The organism is Enterobacter cloacae complex sp. SHL012, from assembly GCF_049237505.1.
Classification (GTDB): Bacteria; Pseudomonadota; Gammaproteobacteria; order Enterobacterales; family Enterobacteriaceae; genus Enterobacter; species Enterobacter kobei.
In genome coordinates this window covers 13,038-36,179 of sequence record NZ_JBMKIZ010000009.1, presented here as the reverse complement: position 1 = coordinate 36,179, position 23,142 = coordinate 13,038, and the positions used below count along the sequence as shown (strand labels likewise).

At 56.6% G+C, this 23,142-nt stretch carries 19 protein-coding genes; 6 read left to right on the top strand and 13 right to left on the bottom strand.

Translation table 11 applies throughout. The features are described 5' to 3' along the window. Positions 1–10: 10 nt before the first annotated feature. Positions 11–856 carry an MIP/aquaporin family protein gene (locus ACOTY9_RS20495; RefSeq protein ID WP_014885705.1) on the bottom strand — a complete coding sequence of 282 codons (846 nt, stop codon included), beginning with the start codon at positions 854–856 and terminating at the stop codon, positions 11–13. A gap of 399 nt (positions 857–1,255) precedes the next feature. On the opposite strand from ACOTY9_RS20495, the gene zapB reads away from it, so the two are divergent. Further along, positions 1,256–1,495, top strand: coding sequence for a septal ring assembly protein ZapB (zapB, locus tag ACOTY9_RS20490; RefSeq protein WP_008501806.1), 240 nt, complete (start codon positions 1,256–1,258; stop codon positions 1,493–1,495). 78 nt (positions 1,496–1,573) lie between these two features. Here the strand turns inward: zapB and rraA are convergent, their stop codons facing one another. The 7 genes from rraA to priA form a co-directional block, all read right to left on the bottom strand. Next, positions 1,574–2,059, bottom strand: coding sequence for a ribonuclease E activity regulator RraA (rraA, locus tag ACOTY9_RS20485; protein ID WP_014885702.1), 486 nt, complete (start codon positions 2,057–2,059; stop codon positions 1,574–1,576). A 92-nt stretch (positions 2,060–2,151) separates the two neighbouring features. Next, the gene (gene menA / locus ACOTY9_RS20480) at positions 2,152–3,072 is read right to left on the bottom strand and encodes a 1,4-dihydroxy-2-naphthoate polyprenyltransferase (RefSeq protein ID WP_348566091.1); all 921 of its coding nucleotides are present in this window, start codon (positions 3,070–3,072) and stop codon (positions 2,152–2,154) included. 68 nt (positions 3,073–3,140) lie between these two features. Beyond that, positions 3,141–4,475, bottom strand: coding sequence for an HslU--HslV peptidase ATPase subunit (hslU, locus tag ACOTY9_RS20475; protein ID WP_010436948.1), 1,335 nt, complete (start codon positions 4,473–4,475; stop codon positions 3,141–3,143). Positions 4,476–4,484: 9 nt separating this feature from the next. Next, entirely contained in the window at positions 4,485–5,015 is a 531-nt protein-coding gene (hslV, locus tag ACOTY9_RS20470; RefSeq protein WP_008501802.1) for an ATP-dependent protease subunit HslV, read from the bottom strand. Between the two features lie 94 nt (positions 5,016–5,109). Further along, complete coding sequence (gene ftsN / locus ACOTY9_RS20465; RefSeq protein ID WP_100124744.1) at positions 5,110–6,114, bottom strand: cell division protein FtsN; 1,005 nt, start codon at positions 6,112–6,114, stop codon at positions 5,110–5,112. A 93-nt stretch (positions 6,115–6,207) separates the two neighbouring features. Then, positions 6,208–7,233, bottom strand: coding sequence for a DNA-binding transcriptional regulator CytR (cytR, locus tag ACOTY9_RS20460; protein WP_014885699.1), 1,026 nt, complete (start codon positions 7,231–7,233; stop codon positions 6,208–6,210). 119 nt (positions 7,234–7,352) lie between these two features. After that, positions 7,353–9,548: a primosomal protein N' gene (gene priA, locus ACOTY9_RS20455; RefSeq protein ID WP_348566092.1), complete on the bottom strand. Its 2,196-nt coding sequence runs from the start codon at positions 9,546–9,548 to the stop codon at positions 7,353–7,355. A gap of 200 nt (positions 9,549–9,748) precedes the next feature. Here priA and rpmE point away from each other — a divergent pair, with 200 nt between their 5' ends. Next, a complete protein-coding gene (rpmE, locus tag ACOTY9_RS20450; RefSeq protein ID WP_003862040.1) occupies positions 9,749–9,961 on the top strand; it encodes a 50S ribosomal protein L31 in 213 nt (70 codons plus the stop codon). Between the two features lie 48 nt (positions 9,962–10,009). Here rpmE and metJ read toward each other — a convergent pair whose 3' ends face one another. Next, positions 10,010–10,327, bottom strand: coding sequence for a met regulon transcriptional regulator MetJ (gene metJ, locus ACOTY9_RS20445; protein ID WP_006179183.1), 318 nt, complete (start codon positions 10,325–10,327; stop codon positions 10,010–10,012). A gap of 275 nt (positions 10,328–10,602) precedes the next feature. Here metJ and metB point away from each other — a divergent pair, with 275 nt between their 5' ends. The 4 genes from metB to katG all read left to right on the top strand — a co-directional run bounded on the left by metB (position 10,603) and on the right by katG (position 17,640). Then, positions 10,603–11,763: a cystathionine gamma-synthase gene (gene metB, locus ACOTY9_RS20440; RefSeq protein WP_014885697.1), complete on the top strand. Its 1,161-nt coding sequence runs from the start codon at positions 10,603–10,605 to the stop codon at positions 11,761–11,763. 2 nt (positions 11,764–11,765) lie between these two features. Beyond that, a complete protein-coding gene (locus ACOTY9_RS20435; RefSeq protein ID WP_023338878.1) occupies positions 11,766–14,198 on the top strand; it encodes a bifunctional aspartate kinase/homoserine dehydrogenase II in 2,433 nt (810 codons plus the stop codon). Between the two features lie 225 nt (positions 14,199–14,423). After that, a complete protein-coding gene (gene metF, locus ACOTY9_RS20430; RefSeq protein ID WP_023331596.1) occupies positions 14,424–15,311 on the top strand; it encodes a methylenetetrahydrofolate reductase in 888 nt (295 codons plus the stop codon). A 148-nt stretch (positions 15,312–15,459) separates the two neighbouring features. Further along, positions 15,460–17,640: a catalase/peroxidase HPI gene (gene katG / locus ACOTY9_RS20425; protein ID WP_348566093.1), complete on the top strand. Its 2,181-nt coding sequence runs from the start codon at positions 15,460–15,462 to the stop codon at positions 17,638–17,640. 92 nt (positions 17,641–17,732) lie between these two features. Here katG and gldA read toward each other — a convergent pair whose 3' ends face one another. The 4 genes from gldA to ppc form a co-directional block, all read right to left on the bottom strand. Continuing rightward, positions 17,733–18,836, bottom strand: a complete 1,104-nt coding sequence (gene gldA, locus ACOTY9_RS20420) for a bifunctional L-1,2-propanediol dehydrogenase/glycerol dehydrogenase (protein ID WP_014885694.1) — start codon at positions 18,834–18,836, stop codon at positions 17,733–17,735. Between the two features lie 12 nt (positions 18,837–18,848). Further along, positions 18,849–19,511 (bottom strand): fructose-6-phosphate aldolase, encoded by a 663-nt coding sequence (gene fsa / locus ACOTY9_RS20415; RefSeq protein WP_032635167.1) that lies wholly within the window; start codon positions 19,509–19,511, stop codon positions 18,849–18,851. Positions 19,512–19,639: 128 nt separating this feature from the next. After that, positions 19,640–20,401, bottom strand: coding sequence for an AraC family transcriptional regulator (locus tag ACOTY9_RS20410; protein ID WP_348566094.1), 762 nt, complete (start codon positions 20,399–20,401; stop codon positions 19,640–19,642). 55 nt (positions 20,402–20,456) lie between these two features. Continuing rightward, a complete protein-coding gene (gene ppc / locus ACOTY9_RS20405) occupies positions 20,457–23,108 on the bottom strand; it encodes a phosphoenolpyruvate carboxylase (protein ID WP_014885691.1) in 2,652 nt (883 codons plus the stop codon). Positions 23,109–23,142: the final 34 nt, after the last annotated feature.

Here is a 23,142-nt window from a genome sequence, read left to right as displayed (position 1 = left end):
CGTAGTCAGATTACAGCGAAGCTTTTTGTTGTGCGGTAGAAGTCGTTTCCTTCTCCTCTTCCACACAGGTGTCGCACGGTAAGTGGCGACCAATTAATTTGCGGTAGCTAAACGCGCCCAGCGCAGCCCCAACTACCGGCGCAAACAGCGGTACCAGGAAGTAAGGGATATCTTTCCCGCCAGTAAAGGCCACGTCGCCCCATCCCGCGATAAACGCGAAGGCTTTCGGTCCGATATCACGCGCCGGGTTCATCGCAAACCCGGTCAGCGGGCCCATGGATGCGCCGATCACCGCAATCAGCAGACCAATCAGCAAAGGTGCCAGCGGGCCACGCGGAATGCCGTTTCCGTCGTCGGTCAGCGCCAGGATAACGCCCATCAGAATAGCGGTAATCACCATTTCAACTGCGAACGCCTGCACAAAATTGATATGCGGGTTTGGATAGGTTGAGAAGATGCCTGCCAGATCCAGACTTTCGACGCTGCCGCGCACCATATGATGCGTCTGTTCGAAGTCGATGAAAAGATTGTAATAAAGCCCGTAAACTAACGCCGCTGCACAAAACGCGCCGGCAAACTGAGAAAGAATGAAGGGAACAACTTTGCGTCCGTCGAAGCACGCGAACAGCCACAGTGCGATAGTCACCGCCGGGTTAAGATGTGCACCAGAAACCCCTGCAGTCAGGTAGATGGCCATCGCCACGCCCAGACCCCAGATGATACTGATTTCCCACTGACCAAAACTGGCACCCGCCACTTTCAGTGCAGCGACACAGCCCACTCCGAAGAATATCAACAACCCGGTACCAAGGAACTCGGCAATGCACTGGCCTTTTAAGGTTGATGTCTGACTCATAATCGGAATCCTGAAGAAATTGATGTTTATTGTTAGCGTGGTCGCCCGTGACAGCCACGATGCCCTGTAGACATAGTGTTAATTTATCGTTAACGAGCAAAAACGAGAAATATCGAAATCAAAATGTGTGGTCTGCGTCAATAAAATGAGCGTTTTCGCGCCATAAAGCGCGTTTTTGCATCAGAAATGAAATGTGAGCTGAATCATTTCATTAACGAATGAGTTAACAACTTAGTGGTATATGCCGCGAACGCACCAGGACGAGACCGAAAAGTGTTGCAAACCGCGATCTGCGCGGCGTGTCGCTGGACACAGAGCGCCGCGCTCCATACAATCGATGAAATATGTCGTGCGCGTTTACGTTAAAGCGTCGCCTTGCAATTCAGGAGAGGTAGCATCATGTCTTTAGAAGTGTTTGAGAAACTGGAATCGAAAGTACAGCAGGCGATTGACACCATCACGCTGCTGCAAATGGAAATTGAAGAGCTGAAAGAGAAAAACAACAGCCTGGCGCAGGAAGTGCAGAACGCGCAGCACAGCCGCGAAGAACTGGAGCGTGAAAACAACCAGCTGCGCGAACAGCAGAACGGCTGGCAGGATCGCCTGCAGGCGCTGCTGGGACGTATGGAAGAAGTCTGATTCCCATTGCCCGAGGGACAAAAAAAAACCGCCACATTGTTATTGGCGGTTTTTTTATGATTTACGCTTACTGTTTTATTACTCAATATCCAGCGGATCTTCCGAAAGAATAATCCCGGTGTTATCAGCGTAAAGATGGTCGCCGGAGAAGAAGGTCACGCCGCCAAAATTGACGCGGACGTCGCTTTCACCGATGCCGTCACCCGCTGCGCCTACCGGAATGGCCGCAATCGCCTGAATCCCGATATCCAGGTCTTCGAGATCGTCCACCTGGCGCACGGAACCGTACACCACAATGCCTTCCCACTCGTTCTGCACGGCAATGCCGGCCAGCTCTGCATCTATCAGAGCGCGACGCACGGAACCGCCGCCATCGACGACCAAAACGCGGCCACGACCGTTCTGTTCGAGCAGATCGTACAGCAACCCGTTGTCCTCGAAACATTTCACCGTGACGATTTGTCCGCCAAACGACGACCGTCCACCAAAGTTGGAGAACAGCGGTTCAACGACGTTGACATCTTCCTGGTAGATGTCACAAAGCTCGGAGGTATCGTATTTCATAGGTTTACCGCTCAGTTGCTGCGAATGTGTTCAGTATATCGTGCTAAATGCGTTGTTGGCAAAATCATCAATTGTTAATTGATATTTGTCAGCTAACTGAGCGTCTGGCTTAAGACAATCCCAATGACGAACAACAGGTTAGTCAGAAGGGCGCCTTTTACCGTTCGTTCCAGCATCGGCGGCATCGCGGCCGGGCTAAGTTCACGCATGACGAAGCGGGCCTGCTTAATCAGCAGCGGCGCGGCGAGTATAAACAGCCAGCCCCATACGCTGTGCAGCGACATCAGATTAAACAGCGCCAGACAAACCAGGGCACCAATCAGCAGGCAGGCATGATAGCGGCGCGCATTGACCGGCCCCAGACGTACCGCGAGCGTATTTTTACCGTTCTCACGGTCGCTGTCGATATCGCGCAGGTTATTGATGTTGAGTACCGCCGTCGCCAGCAGACCGCAGGCGGTTGCGGGCAGGAAAAGGGCAGGGATAACGGTATGCACCTGCAGGTACCAACTCCCCATCACGCTCAGCCAGCCGAAGAACACCAGCACGGAGATATCCCCGAGGCCAATATACCCGTAAGGACGCGTACCGACGGTGTAGGTAATGGCCGCGATAATTGCGAGCAAGCCCAGCACCAGGAAGCCGATGAAGTCGCTGGTGGTTTTCGAGGCGACCGTCACCAGTGCCAGACCCGATAAACAAATCAGTACCACGGTGATAATCAGCGCGCGCTTCATCTGTGCCTGGGTAATCACCCCTTTCTGCATCCCGCGCAGCGGTCCGATACGGTCAGGTTTGTCACTGCCTTTCACCGCATCACCGTAGTCGTTAGCGAGATTGGAGAGAATTTGCAGCAGCCCTGCGGTAATCAATGCCAGCGCAGCGACCAGAGGATCAAAATAACCTTGCCACCAGGCAAGTGCCGTGCCGACGATAATGGCGGCAAAGGCCAGAGGAAGCGTTTTAGGGCGTAGACTTTCGAGCCACGCCTGAGTACGGCTGATATCAGTCATAAGTATTTAGCCAATAAAAATGGGGGCATTAGCCCCCATTAACGGTGATGAGAATGCAATAACCGCGATTATAGGATAAAACGGCTAAGATCTTCATCTGCCACTAACGCATCAAGATGTTTGCTCACATATTCAGCGTCAATGGTAATGGTTTGACCGTTAAGGTCGCTCGCATCATAAGAGATATCCTCCACCAGGCGTTCCAGCACGGTGTGCAGACGACGCGCACCGATGTTTTCGGTGGTTTCGTTAACCTGCCACGCGGCCTGGGCGATACGTTTGATACCGTCTTCGGTGAACTCCAGGTTCACGCCTTCGGTTGCCATCAGCGCTTTGTACTGTACGGTCGCAGAGGCGTTTGGCTCGGTCAGGATGCGTTCGAAATCTTCGGTGGTCAGCGCCTGCAGTTCAACGCGGATCGGCAGACGACCCTGCAGTTCCGGGATCAGGTCAGACGGGCTGGCAACCTGGAACGCGCCGGAAGCGATAAACAGGATGTGGTCCGTTTTCACCATACCGTGCTTGGTGGAGACGGTGCAGCCTTCAACCAGCGGCAGCAGGTCGCGCTGAACGCCTTCACGGGACACGTCCGGGCCGGAGCTGTTGCCGCCGCGCTTACAAATTTTGTCGATTTCGTCGATGAACACGATGCCGTGCTGCTCAACCGCGTCGATAGCATCCTGCTTCAGCTCTTCCGGGTTCACCAGCTTCGCCGCTTCTTCTTCAATCAGCAGCTTCATCGCGTCTTTGATTTTCAGCTTACGTGCTTTCTGCTTCTGGCCGCCCAGGTTCTGGAACATGGACTGCAGCTGGCTGGTCATCTCTTCCATGCCAGGAGGTGCCATGATTTCTACACCCATTGGCGCGGCAGCAAGATCGATCTCAATCTCTTTATCATCCAGCTGGCCTTCACGCAGTTTTTTGCGGAATGCCTGACGCGCGGCAGACGGTTCAGCCTGCTGCTCAGCCTGGCCCCAGTTGTTTTTCGCCGGTGGGATCAGCACGTCGAGAATGCGCTCTTCGGCCATCTCTTCCGCGCGATAGCGGTTTTTCTCAATCGCCTGGACGCGCACCATTTTGATTGCCGAGTCGGTCAGATCGCGGATGATGGAGTCCACTTCTTTACCCACATAGCCCACTTCGGTGAACTTGGTAGCTTCGACTTTGATGAAAGGCGCGTTCGCCAGCTTCGCCAGACGACGGGCAATTTCGGTTTTACCGACACCGGTTGGGCCGATCATCAGAATGTTTTTCGGCGTCACTTCATGGCGCAGCTCTTCGTCAAGCTGCATACGACGCCAGCGGTTACGCAGAGCGATAGCCACGGAGCGCTTGGCGTTATCCTGGCCGATAATGTGTTTGTTCAGTTCGCTGACAATTTCGCGTGGGGTCATTTCAGACATGGGAGATCCTTACGCTTTGGAGGTCAATTCTTCGATGGTGTGGTTATGGTTGGTATAGATGCAGATATCACCTGCAATATCCAACGCCTTCACCGCGATATCACGTGCGTTCATGTCGGTATTTTCCAACAGCGCGCGGGCTGCAGCCTGGGCATAAGGGCCGCCAGAGCCGATGGCAATCAGGTCATTCTCCGGCTGAATAACGTCACCGTTACCGGTGATGATCAGCGAAGCGGTTTCATCGGCTACCGCCAGCAGCGCTTCGAGCTTGCGCAGCATACGGTCGGTACGCCAGTCTTTTGCCAGCTCAACGGCCGCTTTCACCAGATGACCCTGGTGCATTTCAAGCTTGCGTTCAAACAGTTCAAACAGCGTGAAGGCATCAGCTGTACCGCCTGCAAAACCGGCGATCACTTTGTCGTTATAGAGACGACGGACTTTCTTCACGTTGCCTTTCATGACGGTATTACCCAGCGTGGCCTGGCCATCACCGGCGATTACCACATGGCCGTTACGGCGTACACTTACTATTGTTGTCACGAGCAGACCCCCTGGTTACAAATTCGGGAAACAGAAGCCCTGAGCCTGTGCTCAGGGCTGAATTAAATGATAGATGGGGGAGATTTTGGGGGTTTCAACCCCCAGAGGCGAGTCGAATGCAGTTTGTGTGGCCGGCCACTTTCAAACGAGAAAGGGTGCCATCGGCGTTTTCTTTGCCTTTGACCGGGCCAATCACCACGCGGTTCCAGCCGTTATTGGTGGTAATGCGTGAATCAAACCCTTCAAATGCCAGCTGAGCACGCACGGTTTCGGCCTGCTCCGCACCTTTAAACGAACCGCACTGTACCATCCAGCGACGTTCGTCTTTTTTCTCCGCCGTCTGCTTCGGCGCTTCGGTCTCTTTGGTCACCGGCGCAGCCTGCTGCGTTTTCGGCTGCTGTGCAGTGGTATGCGCTGGCGTCTGGAGCAGATCCTGATACGGCTGAGCCGCCTGTTTTTGCGGCTGTGCTTTTGGCTGCTGCTGAACAGGCTGAGATTGTACCGTACGCGTCTGCTGCTGCGGTTGCTGGTAAGGCTGTGCCTTCGGCTGCTGTACCGGCTGAGTTTGCGTCCACTGCTGCTGTTGCTGCTGTTGCTGCTGTTGCTGCTGAATTTGAGCCTGGCGCTGACGCTGCAACTGCAACGTTTGCTGACGCTGCGCTGGCGTTTGTTCATTCCACGGCACTTCGTTCAGCTGCGTCGGCTGCTGGCGCATATCGGCCTGCATTTGTGCCAGCAACTGGCGCTGCTCGTCCGTCAGCTGATCGGCATTCTTCACTTCACCACCGGCAGAGGGCTCGGTAGGCGCACGCACGCCAGGCTGGCGGCTTTCCAGCTCTTTGATATAGCGCCAGCGCTCTTCAGGTTTCGGAGGAAGGCCATTACCGGCCACTTTACTGGCCTGAAGCGCCTCGGACTCTTCCTTTTTATGGTGCGTGATGAAGTACAGACCACCAATAAAGGCGACGACAACAGCCGCAGCAATAGCGACCATTGCTGGCGAGACAGCAGGCAGGCTACGTTGCTTTTTCCTTGAGCTACTCTTTTTGCGTCGCGAAGGTGCCGGCTGGCCGCGACGTACATAATCTCGTTGTGCCACTATCGTTTCGCTGTATTTATTCGTTCGTCAGCCCGCCATGTTACTTAAGCGGCGGGGCTTTGACCAGATAAGGGTGTCCTAAAGACGTTTACGTTAAGTCAATGCCTGGGTAGAGCCCCGGACTATCAGTTCGCAGTCCAGCAACCGCGAGCCGCTGCTAACTGTTTGACCGTGAAGCTGATCCAGCAGAAGCAGCATCGCTTCGCGACCGATTTGATAGCGCGGTTGCGCGACCGTTGAGAGCGGCGGATCGCAAAATTCTGAAAGCGAAATATTATCGAATCCGATGATGGATAAATCTTTCGGTATGCGCAGGCCGCGGCGTTTGGCGTACGATAACGCGCCCAGCGCCATCACGTCGCTGTGACAAAATACGGCGGTTGGCGGTTCAGGCAGGTCCAGAAGCTTCTCCAGCGCCTGGCCACCGGCAGCGAAGGTAAAATCACCGCGGGCAATGTAGTGCGGATCGACGGTAACGCCAGTACGGCGCAGTGCCTGAACGTAACCCTGCAGGCGGTAGTGGCACAGCGGCATCTCTTCTGGCCCGGCAATACAGCCAATGCGCTTATGCCCCAGCTCCTGAAGATAGTTCACCGCGTTGAATGCGGCGGTGAGGTTATCGATATGGACCGTCGGCAGCTCCAGTTCAGGGGCAAACTCGTTAGCCATGACCATCGGCGGTAAATTACGCTGCTCTTCAATGCTGGCGTCAAACGGCAGGCGCGAGCCAAGCAGCAGCATGCCATCGATCTGCTTGGTGATAATAAGGTCGATAAAGGTCTTTTCCTGCTGGTTCTGATGGGCGCAGTCGCCAATCAACACCAGATACCCTTGTTCCGCCGCCGTCACTTCGATACCGCGGATAATCTCACTGAAGAAGGGATCGCAGATGTCCGGCACAATCACAAGGATTGTGCGTGATTCATTGCGTTTGACGTTGCGCCCCATCGCCTGTGGGAAATAACCCACTTCAAGCGCAGCCTGCTCTACCCGGTTGCGGGTCGCCTGGGAGACTTTATCCGGGTTCATTAATGCGCGGGACACGGTTGCCGTTGAGACTTGTGCTTTCTCGGCAACGTCTTTCATGGTCGCCGTGGCAACCTCTTTCCTGGACTTCAACGTCTTCTCCTCGCCTGAACACCGAACTTCTGACATCACCATTTTTACAGATAGTTAATGGAATCGGTTACAGAATTTTCATAAAAAGTGTGAGGAGCGTTAAATTTTTCGATCCGTCTTCAGCCTTCGATGGGATCGACGTCCAGCACCCACTTCACTTTACGTGCTTCAGGCAGGGTGTTGATCAGCGCCAGCGTGCCGCTAACAATGTGCTGTAAACGGATCCGCGAAGGATGCTGGAGCAAAATTTGCCAGCGGAAACGTCCGCCGCGTTTCGGCGCCAGCGCCGGTACCGGACCCAGGATCCACAGCTGATTATCCACCAGGGGGCTGGCCTGCAGGAGATTTCGCAGCTGCTGCAGGAAAAGCGGTGCCTGCTGGTTGTTATGATCTTCCGCGCGGATGATGACGTGGCTGGTCCACGGCGGCAGCTGCATGGTCTGTCGTTCGGCCAGCGCCTGCTCGGCAAAGGCGTCATAGCCTTTGTGCAGCAGGGTTTGCAGCAGCGGGTGCTCAGGGTGGTGCGTCTGCAGAACCACTTCGCCCTGTTTGCCTGCGCGCCCTGCCCGTCCGGCCACCTGGGTATAGAGCTGGGCAAAACGCTCGGCCGCGCGGAAATCCGCAGAGAACAGCGCGCCGTCCACGTCCAGCAGGGCGACCAGCGTGACGTCCGGGAAGTGGTGCCCTTTTGCCAGCATTTGGGTACCAATCAGAATGCGCGCCCCGCCGCGATGTACTTCCGCGAGCTGCTGTTCCAGCGCGCCCTTGCGGCTGGTGGTGTCTCTGTCGATACGAGAGATTGGAACGTCAGGGAAGAAGGGCGCCAGCGCCTGCTCAAGCTGTTCCGTTCCCAGACCGACCGGCACGATATGCGTTGACCCGCACGATGGACACTGGCGCGGCACCGGACGCTGGCTGTCGCAGTGGTGACAACGCAGGTGGCGCTGTGCCTGATGGAAGGTGTAGTAGTGGTCACAGCGTGGGCATTCCGCAATCCAGCCGCAGTCGTGGCACAGCAGGGCGGGTGCAAATCCGCGGCGGTTGAGGAACAGAATCACCTGGTTGCCCGCCTGCAAATGCTGACGCATGCGGGTAATCAATGCGGGTGCTAGCCCGGCCTGAACCTGCTGACCTTTTAGATCGAGCACGTGCTGAATGGCCGGACGGGCATTCCCGGCACGACGCGTCAGACGCAGCATATGATATTTGCGCTGGCGCACGTTGTGCAGGGTTTCGAGCGCAGGGGTGGCGGAGCCAAGAATAATCGGAATTTGCTCGCTGTGGGCGCGATAAACTGCCAGATCGCGCGCATGGTAGCGCCAGCCTTCCTGTTGCTTATAGGAGCTGTCGTGCTCTTCGTCGATCACGATCACGCCAAGATTTTTAAACGGCGTAAACAGCGACGAGCGGGTGCCGATCACAATCGCCGCTTCGCCATTTTTCGCTTTCAGCCAGGCGCTGAGGCGTTCGCTGTCGTTCAGACCGGAGTGCAGAACCTCAACCGGCGCGTTAAAGCGCTCGCGGAATCGAGCGATGGTTTGAGGGGTTAAGCCAATTTCCGGCACCATGACCAGCGCCTGTTTGCCCTGCGCGAGCACGTTTTCCAGCACGCTCAGATACACTTCGGTCTTACCGGAACCGGTGACGCCCGCCAGCAGCCAGGCAGAAAAATGGTCCGAGGCGCTGTGAATGGCGCCGACCGCGGTGGCCTGCTCGGTATTCAGGCGCAGACGATCCCCTGAAACGGAGAAGCCGTCGCGCCAGTCGTGAAGGGCTGGGGCCTGGCTTGCCAGCTCGCTCAGACCTTTCTTTCTCAGGGCCTGTAAAGCGGCTTCGCTCACCTCAAGTTCGTCGACCTGATGCCGCCAGATGTTACCCTGGCGCAGAGCGGCCAGCGCCTGCTGCTGTTTCTGCGATCGTTTGAGGCTATTAATGTCTACGGCTTGCCCTTGCTCGGTGGCAAACCAGTACCACATCGGCGCATGGCTGGCGCTCTTACCCTGGCGCAGCAGGATAGGCAGGGCGTGGAACAGGACATCCCCAATCGGATGATGGTAGTAATCAGCCGCCCACAGTAGCAGTCGCCAGGTGCTGGTGGAGTAAACCGGTTCGCTGTCCAGTACCTCAATGACCGATTTCAGCTCATTAAGGGGGAGATCGCTTTTATCGCTGACGGAAACAACGATCCCCACACGCTGTTGTTTGCCAAACGGCACGGTCACGCGACAGCCCGCTTTGGCGCTCATGCTGTCGGGCAGCAGGTAGTCAAAGGTGCGGGGAAGCGGAACGGGCAGGGCAACGTGAGCGACGGGCATCGAATCTTCCTGACTTGAAAAGTGGCGCGTTAGTATACACATTAGTGAAAGCGGCGTGCGGATCAGTTTGCATACGTTGGTCAAATTCTGTATGATTCGCCGCCTTTGGTGTACTTTACGCCAAAGAACTTACATTCAACATCGCGTGGTGTCTGGCGTTAGGGCTGGAAGAGCGACGCGGCCTTAACTGAGGTTCTCCCATGAAAAAAGATATTCACCCGAAATACGAAATGATTACTGCAAACTGTTCTTGCGGTAACTCTATCCAGATCCGCTCCACCGTGGGTCACGATCTGAACCTGGACGTGTGCGGCAAATGCCACCCGTTCTACACTGGTAAGCAGCGTGATGTTGCAACCGGTGGCCGTGTTGACCGCTTCAACAAGCGTTTCAGCATCCCGGGCGCTAAATAAGTTTCCCGAAAAAAAGGCACCGCAAGGTGCCTTTTTTGTATCCGCTTCTCAGTATTCCCACGTATCCGGGTCAATACCCAGTTCACGCATGATCACCTTCGCCTCTTCCGGGATTTCGTCGCTACGCTCTTTGCGCAGATCGTCATCGTTCGGCAACGGTTGACCGGTAAACGCATGCAGGAACGCTTCGCACAGCAGTTCGCTATTGGTCGCGTGACGCAGGTTGTTCACCTGACGACGCGTACGTTCATCGGTGAGGATCTTCAACACCTTCAGAGGAATGGAAACCGTAATTTTCTTTACTTGCTCACTCTTCTTACCGTGCTCAGCGTATGGGCTGATATATTCGCCGCTCCATTCAGCCATGAGATACCTTTAATCCTCTCAGTCATTAATCTAAAGGTGCAAACCGGTCACTGCCCGTTTTGAACCGTAATCTTGCGTAGTTTACCGTAGAGACGATACCGTGGCACGGATATTGCCGCTGCAGCGTGCACTAAAGCATATAATTTTAACGGCTATTTGCGCATTGCTCAATCTATACGCAAAGAAGTTTAGATGTCCAGATGTATTGACGTCCATAATTTGAATGTTTACTCTGGTGCCTGACTTTTCACCTCATTCGCCAGGAAGCCCTCACCATGACGCGTAAACAGGCCACTATTGCAGTGCGTAGCGGATTAAATGATGACGAGCAGTACGGCTGCGTTGTCCCGCCGATTCATCTTTCCAGTACCTACAATTTCACCGGATTTAATGAACCCCGCGCGCACGACTACTCGCGTCGTGGCAACCCTACGCGTGATGTGACCCAGCGTGCGCTGGCCGAGCTGGAAGGGGGCGCAGGGGCCGTATTGACCAACACCGGGATGTCTGCGATTCACCTGGTGACGACCGTGTTCCTGAAGCCGGGCGACCTGCTGGTGGCACCGCACGACTGCTATGGCGGCAGCTATCGTCTGTTTGACAGCCTCGCAAAACGCGGCTGTTATCGCGTGCTGTTTGTCGATCAAAACGACGAACAGGCGCTGAAACAGGCGCTGGCAGAGAAACCAAAGCTCGTTCTGGTGGAAAGTCCAAGCAATCCATTGTTGCGCGTTGTCGATATTGCGAAAATTTGTCAGCTCGCAAGGGATGCGGGAGCGATAAGTGTAGTGGATAATACGTTCCTCAGTCCGGCCCTTCAGAACCCACTCGCACTGGGTGCTGATCTGGTATTGCATTCATGCACTAAATATCTGAACGGCCACTCTGACGTGGTAGCGGGCGTGGTGATTGCAAAAGATCCCGACGTTGTCACGGAACTGGCATGGTGGGCCAATAATATTGGCGTCACCGCCGGGGCGTTCGACAGCTACCTGCTGTTGCGCGGCATCCGTACGCTTTCTCCGCGTATGGAAGTGGCGCAGCGCAATGCCCAGGCCATTGTCGATTTCCTGAAAACCCAGCCGCTGGTGAAGAAGCTTTATCACCCGTCGCTGCCGGAAAACCAGGGGCACGAGATTGCCGCGCGCCAGCAGAAAGGGTTTGGCGCGATGTTAAGTTTTGAACTGGACGGCGACGAGCAAACGCTGCGTCGCTTCCTGAGCGGGCTGTCATTGTTTACGCTGGCGGAATCATTAGGTGGGGTTGAAAGCTTGATCTCCCACGCCGCAACCATGACGCACGCCGGTATGGCACCGGAAGCACGTGCCGCCGCCGGGATTTCCGAGACGCTGCTGCGTATCTCGACCGGTATTGAAGATTCTGAAGATTTAATTGCCGATCTGGAAAATGGCTTCCGGGTCGCAGCCAAGGGGTAATCATGAGTGTGATAGCGCAGGCAGGGGCGAAGGGTCGTCAGCTGCACAAGTTTGGTGGTAGTAGTCTTGCTGATGTGAAATGTTATCTGCGCGTTGCAGGGATCATGACGGAGTATTCACAGCCGGGTGACATGATGGTTGTCTCCGCGGCGGGCAGCACCACCAACCAGTTGATTAGCTGGCTGAAACTGAGCCAGACCGATCGCCTTTCTGCGCATCAGGTGCAACAGTCCTTACGCCGCTATCAGAGCGAACTGATTGCTGGCCTGCTGCCAGCGGACGTTGCCGACGGGCTGATCAGCGCTTTTACGCACGATCTTGAACGTCTGGCGGCCCTGCTGGACAGCGGGATCACCGACGCGGTGTATGCCGAAGTGGTGGGCCACGGTGAAGTGTGGTCTGCACGTCTGATGGCTGCCGTGCTGCAACATCTGGGTGTGGATGCCGCCTGGCTCGACGCCCGTGATTTCCTCCGCGCCGAACGCGCCGCACAGCCGCAGGTGGATGAAGGGTTATCCTATCCGCTGCTGCAACAGCTCCTGGTGCAGCATCCCGGCAAACGTATTGTTGTCACCGGCTTTATCAGCCGCAGCAACGCGGGCGAAACCGTGCTGCTGGGCCGTAACGGTTCTGACTATTCGGCAACGCAAATCGGTGCGCTGGCGGGCGTGTCCCGCGTGACCATCTGGAGCGATGTGGCCGGCGTTTACAGCGCGGACCCACGCAAGGTGAAAGATGCCTGCCTGCTGCCATTGCTGCGTCTGGACGAAGCCAGCGAGCTCGCTCGCCTGGCCGCGCCCGTGCTGCACGCCCGCACGTTGCAGCCGGTGTCCGGCAGCGATATAGACCTCCAGCTGCGCTGTAGCTATACCCCGGATCAAGGCTCTACGCGTATCGAGCGCGTGCTGGCGTCCGGTACGGGCGCGCGTATTGTCACCAGCCACGACGACATCTGTCTGATTGAGTTCCAGGTGCCCGCGGGCCAGGATTTCAAGCTGGCGCATAAAGATATCGACCTGGTGTTAAAGCGTGCCCAGGTGCGTCCGCTGGCCGTTGGCGTGCATAACGACCGCCAGCTGCTGCAGTTCTGCTATACCGCTGAAGTGGCGGACAGCGCCCTGAAGATTCTGGATGAAGCGGGCCTGCCGGGCGAGCTTCGCCTGCGTCAGGGGCTGGCGCTGGTGGCGATGGTGGGGGCGGGCGTCACCCGTAACCCGCTGCACTGCCACCGCTTCTGGCAGCAGCTGAAAGGCCAGCCGGTTGAATTTACCTGGCAGTCAGAAGAGGGCATCAGCCTGGTCGCCGTGCTGCGTAAAGGGCCAACCGAAAGCCTGATTCAGGGTCTGCACACCTCCCTGTTCCGCGCGGAAAAACGCATCGGCCTGGTGCTGTTTGGTAAAGGCAACATCGGTTCCCGCTGGCTGGAGCTGTTCGCCCGTGAGCAGGTGACGCTTTCGGCACGTACCGGGTTTGAATTCATTCTCGCAGGCGTGGTGGACAGCCGCCGTAGCCTGCTGAATTACGAAGGGCTGGACGCCAGCCGGGCGCTGGCCTTCTTTAACGATGAGGCCGTCGAGCAGGATGAAGAGTCGCTGTTCCTGTGGATGCGCGCGCACCCGTATGACGATCTGGTGGTGCTGGACGTCACCGCCAGCGAACAGCTTGCGGATCAGTATCTGGATTTCGCCAGCCACGGTTTCCACGTCATTAGCGCCAACAAGCTGGCGGGGGCCAGCAGCACGGATAAATATCGTCAGATCCACGACGCGTTTGAAAAAACAGGCCGCCACTGGCTGTATAACGCCACCGTTGGGGCGGGCCTGCCGGTTAACCACACCGTGCGTGACCTGATTGAAAGCGGCGACAGCATTCTGGCGCTGAGCGGGATCTTCTCCGGCACGCTCTCCTGGCTGTTCCTGCAGTTTGACGGCACCGTACCGTTTACCGACCTGGTGGATCAGGCGTGGCAGCAGGGCTTAACCGAGCCTGACCCGCGTGTCGACCTCTCCGGTAAAGACGTGATGCGTAAGCTGGTGATTCTGGCGCGCGAAGCGGGTTACGACATCGAACCGGATGCCGTCCGCGTCGAGTCCCTGGTGCCTGCTGGCTGTGAAGAAGGGTCTGTGGACCATTTCTTTGAAAATGGTGAAGAGCTTAACGAGCAGATGGTGCAGCGTCTGGAAGCGGCGAACGAGATGGGACTGGTGCTGCGCTATGTGGCGCGTTTTGAGGCCAACGGTAAAGCCCGTGTCGGCGTCGAGGCGGTGCGACCTGACCATCCGCTGGCGGCGCTGCTGCCGTGCGATAATGTCTTCGCGATCGAAAGCCGCTGGTACCGCGATAATCCGCTGGTGATCCGTGGCCCGGGCGCGGGGCGCGATGTCACCGCCGGAGCGATCCAGTCCGACATCAACCGTCTGGCTAAGCTGCTGTAACGTCTACATTTCCCTCTCCCTGTGGGAGAGGGCCAAGGTGAGGGCATCGGACCGCGCTCACCCCATCATGAATTTCCTTCATCTTCCCTGAGCAAACCTCACCGTTATTGTTGATTATTTATGTTGACGTCCCTCCGCTTTTCCGTCATTTTTACATCTGGACGTCTAAACGTATAGAAGTTCACAATACAACAAACAATGACACGCGACAGATAGAGGTAAGGTATGAGCTTTTTTCACGCCAACCAGCGGGAAGCACTGAATCAGAGCCTGGCCGAAGTAAACGGCCAGATTAACGTCTCTTTTGAATTTTTCCCGCCGCGCACCAGTGAAATGGAGCAAACCCTGTGGAGCTCTATCGATCGCCTGAGCAGCCTGAAGCCAAAGTTTGTCTCCGTGACCTACGGTGCGAACTCCGGCGAGCGCGACCGCACGCACAGCATCATCAAAGGCATTAAAGACCGTACCGGTCTGGAAGCTGCGCCGCACCTCACCTGTATCGACGCCACCCGTGACGAGTTACGTGCCATTGCCCAGGACTACTGGAACAACGGTATCCGTCATATTGTCGCCCTGCGCGGCGATCTGCCGCCGGGAAGTGGCAAGCCAGAAATGTATGCCGCCGACCTGGTCGCGCTGCTGAAAGACGTGGCCGACTTTGATATCTCCGTCGCCGCGTATCCTGAAGTTCATCCGGAAGCGAAAAGCGCCCAGGCGGACCTGCTCAACCTGAAGCGTAAAGTGGATGCGGGTGCCAATCGCGCGATTACTCAGTTCTTCTTTGATGTGGAGAGCTACCTGCGTTTCCGTGACCGCTGCGTTTCCGCGGGCATCGACGTTGAAATTATCCCGGGGATCCTGCCGGTCTCTAACTTCAAACAGGCGAAGAAATTTGCTGATATGACCAACGTGCGCATTCCGCTGTGGATGTCCAAAATGTATGAAGGGCTGGACGATGACCCGGAGACCCGCAAGCTGGTGGGCGCTAACATCGCGATGGACATGGTGAAGATCTTAAGCCGCGAAGGGGTGAAGGATTTCCACTTCTACACGCTCAACCGCGCGGAAATGAGCTATGCCATCTGTCACACCCTGGGCGTTCGTCCGGCATAAAAAAATAGAAAGCCCTTATAAAATGAGGGCTTTTTAATCAAACAGATAGTTAAAAGGTATTAACTATCGAATCTGTGGATTATTTCAACTATATCTTATTGCTAGTGGTGTATATCGTAACGGTAACACTGTACAAGGGAGCATAGCGATGAGCACGTCAGACGAGACCAATAACGCAGCATCAGCCGGCAAATGCCCGTTCCATCACGGCGGCGCCGATCACAGCGCGGGAGCAGGTACAAGCAGCCGTGACTGGTGGCCAAAGCAACTCCGCATTGACCTTCTTAACCAACATTCCAACCGTTCTAACCCGCTGGGTGAAGACTTCGACTACCGCAAAGAATTTAGCAAACTCGACTACTCTGCCCTCAAAGGCGATCTCAAAGCGCTTTTAACCGACTCTCAGCCGTGGTGGCCTGCTGACTGGGGCAGCTATGCTGGCCTGTTTATTCGCATGGCGTGGCACGGCGCGGGTACTTATCGCTCCGTTGATGGACGCGGCGGGGCAGGACGCGGCCAACAGCGTTTTGCACCGCTGAACTCCTGGCCCGATAACGTCAGTCTGGATAAAGCGCGTCGTCTGCTGTGGCCCATCAAGCAAAAATACGGGCAAAAAATTTCCTGGGCTGACCTGTTCATTCTGGCGGGGAACGTGGCGCTGGAAAACTCCGGTTTCCGCACCTTTGGTTTCGGTGCCGGTCGTGAAGACGTCTGGGAACCGGATCTGGACGTGAACTGGGGCGATGAAAAAGCCTGGCTGACCCACCGTGACCCGGAAGCGCTGGTGAAGCGTCCTCTGGCCGCAACCGAAATGGGCCTGATCTACGTTAACCCGGAAGGGCCAAACGCCAGCGGTGAACCACTGTCCGCGGCGGCAGCCATCCGCGCGACCTTTGGCAATATGGGCATGAACGACGAAGAGACCGTGGCGCTGATCGCCGGTGGTCATACGCTCGGTAAAACCCATGGCGCAGGTGAAGCCACACATGTGGGCACCGACCCTGAAGCCTCACCGATTGAAGCGCAGGGCCTGGGCTGGGCGAGTACGCACGGTACAGGCGTTGGTGCAGATGCCATTACGTCCGGTCTGGAAGTTATCTGGTCGCAAACTCCGACCCAGTGGAGCAACTACTTCTTCGAGAACCTGTTCAAATATGAGTGGGTCCAGACCCGCAGCCCGGCAGGTGCCATTCAGTTTGAAGCCGTGGATGCGCCAGAAATTATGCCGGACCCATTCGACCCGTCGAAAAAACGCAAACCAACGATGCTGGTCACCGACCTGACGCTGCGTTTTGATCCGGAATTCGAGAAAATTTCTCGCCGCTTCCTGAACGATCCGCAGGCTTTCAACGAAGCCTTTGCGCGCGCGTGGTTCAAACTGACTCACCGCGATATGGGCCCAAAAGCGCGGTACATTGGTCCGGAAGTGCCAAAAGAAGATCTGATCTGGCAGGATCCGCTGCCTCAGCCGGTGTTCAATCCTTCGAAAGAAGACATCGAAAGCCTGAAAGCGGAAATCATTGCCTCGGGTCTCTCCGTGAGTGAGCTGGTTTCCGTTGCCTGGGCGTCTGCGTCGACCTTCCGCGGTGGCGACAAGCGTGGCGGCGCCAACGGTGCGCGTCTGGCGCTGGCGCCTCAGCGCGACTGGGATGTTAACGCCGCTGCCGTACGTGCATTACCGGCTCTGGAAGCCATCCAGCGCACCACCAATAAAGCCTCCCTGGCCGATATCATCGTGCTGGCGGGCGTGGTAGGCGTTGAGCAGGCGGCGAAAGCGGCAGGCGTTTACGTTACCGTACCGTTTACGCCGGGCCGCGTGGATGCGCGCCAGGACCAGACGGATATCGAGATGTTTAACCTGCTCGAGCCGATTGCCGATGGCTTCCGCAACTACCGTGCGCAGGTGGATACGTCAACCACCGAATCACTGCTGATCGACAAAGCGCAGCAGCTGACGCTGACCGCACCCGAACTGACGGTTTTGGTCGGCGGTCTGCGCGTACTCGGGGCAAACTTCGATGGCAGCAAGAATGGCGTGTTCACCGACCGTGAGGGCGTGCTGAGCAATGACTTTTTCGTGAACCTGCTGGATATGAATACCCAGTGGAAGGCGACCGACGACTCAAACGAGCTGTTTGCCGGTAGCGATCGCGCCAGTGGCGAAGTGAAATACACCGCGACCCGCGCGGACCTGGTGTTCGGTTCAAACGCCGTTCTGCGCGCGCTGGCTGAAGTCTACGCCAGCAGCGATGCACACGAGAAGTTTGTGCGTGATTTTGTTGCCGCTTGGGCGAGAGTGATGGATTTGGATCGGTTTGACGTGAAGTAACCAGTATGCCGGGTGGCGGCTACGCCTTACCCGGCTTGCAAAAGCATGTCATTCGTAGGCCGGGTAAGCGTAGCGCCACCCGGCTTTTTTTATTACTCCCACTCCTGCAGGAACCGCTGTCCATACTGGTCAGCCACCAGCAGCGCCGCATACACCTGATCTGGCGTTACTCCGCCCGGCATGTTGTGAATAGTTTCCCCTTCTGCACAGGACGCTTCTGCGATCAGCCGCATTTTGGCCGGAATATCCTCTTTAATATTCAGCTGCGCCAGCGTGATCGGCAGTCCCACGCTGTGGCAAAGCGCCGCGACGGTCTCTATTTCTTCTACCGGCGCATTTTCGAGCACCAGCTGCGTCAGCGTACCAAACGCTACTTTTTCACCGTGATAGAAGTGATGCGCATCCGGCACCGCCGTCATACCGTTATGAATCGCATGTGCCGCAGCCAGTCCACCGCTTTCAAAACCTACGCCGCTGAGATAGGTGTTGGCTTCGATAATGCGTTCCAGCGCAGGCGTTACGACATGCTGTTCCGCCGCCAGCATGGCTTTCTCACCCTCTTCAAGCAGCGTGTTATAGCACAGCTCCGCCAGCGCGAGTGCCGCCTGCGTGCATTTACCGCCCGCCATCGTCGTGGCACCGCTACGCGAGCAGGCGCGCGCTTCAAACCAGGTCGCCAGCGCATCGCCAATCCCCGCGGCAAGCAGACGAGCCGGTGCACCCGCGACGACTTTGGTATCCACAATCACCATGTTCGGGTTGTGCGGCAGCATCAGGTAGCGATCGAACTCGCCGCTGTCGGTATAGATTACGGAAAGTGCGCTGCACGGTGCATCGGTGGAGGCAATGGTCGGGGCAATCGCAACCGGCACGTCCATAAAGTGTGCCAGCGCTTTGGCGGTGTCCAGCGTCTTCCCGCCGCCGATACCCAGCACGGCCAGACAGTCGGCGCTATCGGCCAGTTTTTTCAGACGATCGATTTCATTTTGTGAACATTCGCCACCAAACGGTGCGATTTCTGCATGCAGCTCTGCGTTTTTAAAGCTCTGGCGCAAGGTTTCTTCAGCAAAACCCAGCACAAATTTATCCCCGACAACCAGCCAACGCGTTGCCAGCGGTTTCAGGTAGTCGCCGAGGCGGGTAAGCACATCAGCGCCCTGGATATATTTTCCCGGCGATTGAATGATACGGTCCATAACATTTCTCCCTTAGAGGTTGAGGTTACCAAACGCGTTTTTCCAGTCCTGCTCGAACTTCTCTATGGCTGACTCTACCGCCGGCGTGCCGAGCATTTGTTGCGCTACATCTAAAGGAAGCGTGATTGCGTCGCATCCGGCCAGCAGGCAGTCCAGCGCCTGACGTGGCGTTTTGAAGCTGGCGGCCAGCACCTTGCTCTCAGGGGCATGCATTTCCAGAAGAGACTGCAGCTCCTGGACCATGCGGATACCATCACCGCCCTGGGCATCGACGCGGTTCACATACGGTGCGACATACGACGCGCCCGCCAGCGCAGCCAGCAGACCCTGTGCGGCGCTGTATACGGCCGTCCCGAGTGTAGTGATCCCCTCGTTTTTCAATGCCTTAATCGCTACAAGTCCTTCTGCCGTTACCGGAATTTTCACCACGATATCCGGCAGGGCATTACTGAGACGTTTGGCTTCTGCCACCATTCCCCCGGCGTCACGGCTCATGGTCTGGGCAAACAGAGTGCCCCGGGGAGCGATGGCTTTTTGCAGGCGCGGCAGCACGCTCCAGATGGACTCCCGGCTGGCGGCAATAATGCTCGGGTTAGTGGTCACACCCGCGATCGGGAATACCCGCGCCAGACGCTCAACTTCCGCCACGTTGGCGGTGTCCAGGTACAGTTCCATTATTTTTCCTTAAGTCAGAAAGGTTGAATAAAGGATAAGGCGCGGCAGAGTACGGCGGATACAGGTCAATTTTGCCAAATACTGGACAAATGTAATGTCCTTAGTGAAGTGAGAGAACGATCACAATGCTATTTTTTGGCGATCAGCTGGCTGTGATACTGACGACGATATTCGGAAGGGGAGCGCTCGGTGTGCTTACGAAAGAGACGGCAAAAGTAGTTGCTGTCCGTAAATCCGCAGCGTGCGGCGATATCTTTAATTTTGAGGTCATAGCCTTTCAGCAGCTGGCGCGCGTGTTCCAGACGGGTCTGCGTCAGGTATTCATTGAACCCGACGTTCCCGGTCTTCTGAAAAAGGTGAGAGAGATAGTTAGGGGAAATATAAAATGCCCCGGCAACGGAATCCCGGGTCAGCGCCGAGGCATGGTTTTCGTCAATAAAGCGACGAACGGCTTCGAATAATGCGCGACTGCGGCTATCAGTGTGGATATCACTGCCAAGCAGATCGCGGCAGTGGCTGAGCAGACTTAATATCACCAGCCTGGCCGTGTCATGCTCAGTTGGCTGCATCTGCAGCTCATTGAGCGTTTGAAGGAGAAACGCGCCCGTCCGGGGCCCTCTTCTGGCAATCTGCTGCTGTTGTATAAGAGCGTTGCCCCGGTAGAGCTGAAGCATCAGCTGCTGTTTGCCGAAGCTTATTATGAGCGAGTTTGAAGAATGCAGTGGGACGTTCCCGGATGCGGAAAAGAAGGCTTCGCAGCGGGTTTCCAGGATAACTGAGAGACAAGGTGATGTGCGGTTATTCTCGGCAGGCGCGACAAAGTGCACTTGATCCAGGGGGAATGCGCCTTTAATCAGAGCCGTGAGGATGTGCGTAATATCGTGGAACATGTTTTGGATACCGGGGTATTGCCGGGTGGGCGCAAGCACCCCCCGGCATAGCGGATTAGCCCGTGTTACGCATACCCGCCGCAACGCCCGCAATCGTCACCATCAGCGCCTGCTCAACGCGAGGATCCGGCTCTTTGCCTTCTTCTTCCGCCAGACGAGAACGGTGCAGCAGCTCTGCCTGCAGGACGTTCAGCGGGTCGGTGTAGATGTTACGCAGCTGGATAGACTCGGCGATCCACGGCAGGTCCGCCATCAGGTGTGAGTCGTTGGCGATATCCAGCACCACTTTGATGTCGCCTTCCAGCAGTTCGCGCAGCTCTTTACCCAGCGCCCACAGCTCAGGCTTAACCAGACGCTGATCGTAGTATTCCGCCAGCCACAGGTCAGCTTTCGAGAAGACCATCTCCAGCATACCCAGACGGGTAGAGAAGAATGGCCAGTCGCGGCACATGGTTTCCAGTTCGTTCTGTTTACCGTCTTCCACCACTTTCTGCAGCGCGGCACCGGCACCTAGCCAGGCAGGCAGCATCAAACGGTTCTGCGTCCAGGCGAAAATCCATGGAATCGCGCGCAGTGACTCTACGCCGCCGGTCGGGCGACGCTTCGCCGGACGCGAGCCCAGCGGCAGTTTACCCAGTTCCTGCTCAGGTGTTGCCGAGCGGAAGTAAGGCACAAAATCTTTGTTTTCACGCACGTAGCCACGGTAAAGATCGCAGGAGATCGCCGACAGTTCGTCCATGATATGGCACCAGGACGCTTTCGGCTCCGGCGGTGGCAGCAGGTTTGCTTCCAGAATGGCGCTGGTATAAAGCGACAGACTGCTGATGGTCACTTCCGGCAGGCCGTATTTGAAGCGGATCATCTCACCTTGCTCGGTCACGCGCAGGCCGCCTTTCAGGCTGCCTGGCGGCTGCGACAGCAGTGCCGCGTGTGCAGGTGCGCCGCCGCGGCCGATTGAGCCACCGCGTCCGTGGAACAGCGTCAGCTCAATACCGGCTTTCTCGCAGGTTTTAATCAGTGCATCCTGCGCCTGATACTGCGCCCAGGATGCCGCCATCACGCCCGCATCTTTGGCGGAGTCGGAATAGCCAATCATCACCATCTGCTTGCCCTGAATAAAGCCGCGATACCAGTCGATGTTCAGCAACTGGGTCATCACGTCGTTGGCGTTGTTCAGGTCATCGAGGGTTTCAAACAGCGGCGCCACCGGCAGGGCATAGTCGATGCCCGCTTCTTTCAGAAGCAGATGAACGGCCAGCACGTCGGACGGGGTCTTCGCCATGGAGATCACATAGGCGGCCACCGATCCTTTCGGTGCGTCCACGATCGCTTTACAGGTGTTGAGCACCTCGCGGGTTTCGTTGCTTGGCTCCCAGTTGCGCGGCAACAGAGGGCGCTTGGAGTTCAGTTCGCGGATCAGGAATGCCTGTTTGTCGGCTTCAGACCAGCTTTCATAGTCGCCGATGCCGAGATAGCGGGTCAGTTCACCCAGCGCTTCGGTATGGCGGGTACTTTCCTGACGTACGTCGATACGCACCAGCGGCACGCCGAAACATTTCACGCGGCGCAGGGTGTCGAGCAGTTCGCCGTTAGCGATGATGCCCATCCCGCAGGCCTGGAGTGATTTATAACAGGCGTACAGCGGTTCCCAGAGCTGTTCGTTCTGGCTGAGCAGGCCTTCCGGCTTCGGCAGACGCTGGCCTTTCAGGCGCGCTTCCAGCCAGGCCTGAGTCGCCATCAGCTGACCGCGCAGTTTTTTCATCAGGAAACGGTACGGCTCGCTGGCGCCTTCTTCACCGGCCAGCGCGCGCAGTTCCGGCGTCGCTTCGACCATCGACAGTTCGGAAATCAGCACCTGAATATCTTTCAGGAACAAATCGGTCGCTTTCCAGCGGCTCAGCAACAGAACGTGACGGGTGATTTCCGCAGTGACGTTCGGGTTGCCGTCGCGGTCGCCGCCCATCCAGGAGGTGAAGCGTACCGGCACAAAGTCGACCGGCAGGCGGTAGCCGAGGTTCTCTTCCAACTGTTCGTTCAGCTCGCGCAGGTAGTTCGGCACCCCTTCCCACAGGCTGTTTTCCACCACCGCAAAGCCCCATTTGGCTTCGTCGACCGGGCTGGGGCGTTGCTTACGAATTTCGTCGGTATGCCAGGACTGAGCAATCAGCTGGCGCAGACGGCGCATCAGCTGGTTGCGTTCATAGTCGGCGATGTCTTTGTTATCCAGCTGCTTGAGGCAGTTGTTCACTTCCACCATTTTGTGGATCAGGGTACGACGGGTGATCTCGGTTGGGTGAGCGGTCAGAACCAGCTCCAGCGAGAGAGACTCCACCGCTTTTTTGATGGTGGCTTCGGTGAGATCGGGCTGGTCTTTCAGTTTACGCAGCGTACGGGCAATCACTTCCGGGTTGCTGGCAGCTTCGCCATTAGGCGAAATGCTGTGGTATTGCTCAGCGGTGTTGGCCAGGTTCAGGAACTGGCTGAAGGCACGGGCAACGGGCAGCAGCTCATCGTTGGAGAGGTTCTGCAAGGTGGTGAGCAGTTCCTGACGGCTGGCCTCGTTACCGGCACGGGAAGATTTAGACAGCTTGCGGATGGTTTCAACGCGTTCGAGGATGTTTTCCCCTAACGCATCTTTGATGGTATCTCCAAGCACTTTGCCGAGCATACTGACATTACTACGCAACGCGGAATATTGTTCGTTCATAAAAACCCAGTCACCCCATCATTTTTGTTTATGC